The following is a 2291-nucleotide window of genomic DNA, read 5'->3' as shown; positions in this document are numbered from 1 at the left end:
CGGCCGTGGCGCGCGAGGCGGCGCGAGCCTCCTCGACTTCGCGCTTGGCGGCCTCGGCCTGGCCGGCGGCCTCGGCCTGGACCTGACGGGCGGTTTCCACCGCCGTCGAGATGGTCGAGGACCGCTCGTCGAACACCCGGCGCATGCGCGGGGCGAAGACCTTGGCGATCAGGATGTACAGAACCGCGAACAGGAAGATCAGATAGACGATCTGGCCGAACCAGTGCTGGAACTCGAGCTGCGGCAGGCCGCCGGCTTCGTGTCCGCCACCGTGCGTGGCCTCGGTCGTGGCGTGCGTGTCCTCGGTCGCGACCGGCTGGGTCGCGTCCGAAGGCAGGACGGGTTGAGCGTGCGTGGTCATCTGTCGCCTGGTCTCGAAGAAGTCGATGCGTCAGCCACGGCGGGTCCGCTCGCCAAGAGCAGACCCGCCGCGGTCGAACGGGATCAGGCGAAGTAGATCAGAGCGCCCAGAACGAAGGCCAGGATGCCCAGGGCTTCGGCCAGGGCGGCGCCGACGAACAGGTTACCGATTTGCGAGCCGGCGGCCGACGGGTTGCGCAGGGCGCCCGCCAGGAAGTTGCCGAAGATGTTGCCGACGCCGATGCCGGCGCCGATCATGCCCAGGGTGGCGAGGCCGGCGCCGATGGCCTTGGCGGCTTCTACTTCCATGATTCTCTAGTCCTAGTTGGTTGGGTTGGAAGAATGACTGGGCCGGCCCTTAGTGGGCGTGGTCCAGGTTGACCACATCGTTGAGGTAGATGCAGGTCAGAACAGCGAAAACGAAGGCCTGAAGGAAGGCCACAAGGAACTCCAGCGCGGTCAGGCCCGTGACCATGCCCATGGCCAGGGCGGCGCCCGGAATGCCGAGCAGGCCCAGACCGCCCCCGGCGGCGAGCGCGCCCAGCGACACGACGAAGCCCGCGAACACCTTCAGAGCCACGTGGCCGCCCAGCATGTTGCCAAACAGACGAAGCGCGAGAGTGAACGGGCGCAGGGCGAACGAAACGAACTCGATGATGCCGACGAACCAGCGGATGCCGATCGGCGCCGTGCTGGGCCAAAACAGCTTGAAGAAGCCGACGCCGTTCTTGGCGAAACCGATGACCAGCACCAAGCCGAAGGTGATCAACGCAAAGGTGGCGGTGATGGCCAGCTGAGAGGTCGCCGTGAACGACAGGAACATGCCGAGCAAATTCATCGCCAGGATGAACAGAAAGACGGTGAAGACGAACGGGAAGTACTTACGGCCGTCGTGGCCGATCAGCGAGTCCGTGAGACTATCGATCATGCCGAAGAGGGTCTCGCCCACCGCCTGCAGGCGGCCCGGCACGACTTTGGCACCCGAGGTGACCACGGCGAGGAAAGCGACGACCAGGACGAACGCGATGGTCATCGCCAGATGGGAGTTGGTGAAGGCCAGGTCGACCGTGCCGATGACGGGCAAGGTCACGTCGGGGAGATCGACGATCTTCTGGACCTGAAACTGGTGTAGCGGATCGGCCATTGGTCGATCAGGCTCCTTCGTCTTCGTCGTCGAAGGGAACCGACTTCGGCTCCCCGTGCTGTTTCGCTTCGGCCATCAGGCGCTGCGCGGTGCGCCACGCCATCCAGACCGAAATGGCGAAGCCCAGAAGGACGCCGCCGATGATTCCCGCCGGCCTAGTGCCCGCAAAATGGTCGATCCCGAAGCCGAGCGCCAAGCCGACGAAGACGCCGCCGAGCAGGTCGGCGAGAATCTTCCAAGCTTGGCCGGCCGCCGCCTGACCCGCAACCTCCGGAGAGACTTCACGGGTCGTGCGCGCCTCCAGATCGGATGCGCTCTTCTGAAGGCGAGCGATCGCCTCTTCGCGCGATTCCGGTGGCAGGGACATGGCGGCCTCAGCGCCCCGACGCGGGCGCCGGAGGGGGTCTGAATTCGGCGCGGAACCTATAGGCGCGCCCCGCGCAGGTCAAGGCGGCGCAATCCTTCAACATCTTGCTGAATTTCAGCATGAATTTCCTGGCCCGCCCGTAGTGGGACGAACGGTCGCTGCCCGGACGCCCGGATTCGGCGAAAGGCGTGATCCGGAGGCGTCAGAAAACGTGGGGTGCGAAACCGGAAGCTCGGCCGTACGTTCACCGGGACCCGATGTCGGTTCAGTGGAGGAGAGTTGGATGAAACCGGGCCTGAGGATGATGGGAATCGCCACGCTCGCGGGCGTGCTGACGGCTTGCGGTCAGGCGCCGGCCGAGGAACAGCCGCCAGTCGACGCCGCGCCGGCCGCGGCGTCAGCGCCTTCAGCTCGGCGATC

At 66.0% G+C, this 2291-nt stretch carries 4 protein-coding genes; all 4 read right to left on the bottom strand.

The window, feature by feature from the left end:
• The coding region (locus AC2W7C_RS16945; protein ID WP_486002428.1) for a F0F1 ATP synthase subunit B family protein at nucleotides 1-361 on the bottom strand (361 nt) is incomplete at its 3' end.
• A gap of 83 nt (nucleotides 362-444) precedes the next feature.
• Nucleotides 445-669: a F0F1 ATP synthase subunit C gene (locus tag AC2W7C_RS16940; protein ID WP_486002427.1), complete on the bottom strand. Its 225-nt coding sequence runs from the start codon at nucleotides 667-669 to the stop codon at nucleotides 445-447.
• 49 nt (nucleotides 670-718) lie between these two features.
• Nucleotides 719-1504 carry a F0F1 ATP synthase subunit A gene (locus tag AC2W7C_RS16935; RefSeq protein WP_486002426.1) on the bottom strand — a complete coding sequence of 262 codons (786 nt, stop codon included), beginning with the start codon at nucleotides 1502-1504 and terminating at the stop codon, nucleotides 719-721.
• A gap of 7 nt (nucleotides 1505-1511) precedes the next feature.
• Complete coding sequence (locus tag AC2W7C_RS16930; protein WP_486002425.1) at nucleotides 1512-1871, bottom strand: AtpZ/AtpI family protein; 360 nt, start codon at nucleotides 1869-1871, stop codon at nucleotides 1512-1514.
• Between the last annotated feature and the right edge of the window lie 420 nt (nucleotides 1872-2291).

The organism is Brevundimonas sp. CURTG3B2_SDJG, assembly GCF_057364705.1.
This window is presented reverse-complemented; position numbering and strand designations above follow the sequence as displayed.

What these genes read in the sequence shown, in the direction of transcription:
- AC2W7C_RS16935 (WP_486002426.1), bottom strand. Translation starts at nt 1,504, where the DNA reads ATGGCCGATCCGCTACACCAGTTTCAGGTCCAGAAGATCGTCGATCTC.
- AC2W7C_RS16940 (WP_486002427.1), bottom strand. Translation starts at nt 669, where the DNA reads ATGGAAGTAGAAGCCGCCAAGGCCATCGGCGCCGGCCTCGCCACCCTG.
- AC2W7C_RS16930 (WP_486002425.1), bottom strand. Translation starts at nt 1,871, where the DNA reads ATGTCCCTGCCACCGGAATCGCGCGAAGAGGCGATCGCTCGCCTTCAG.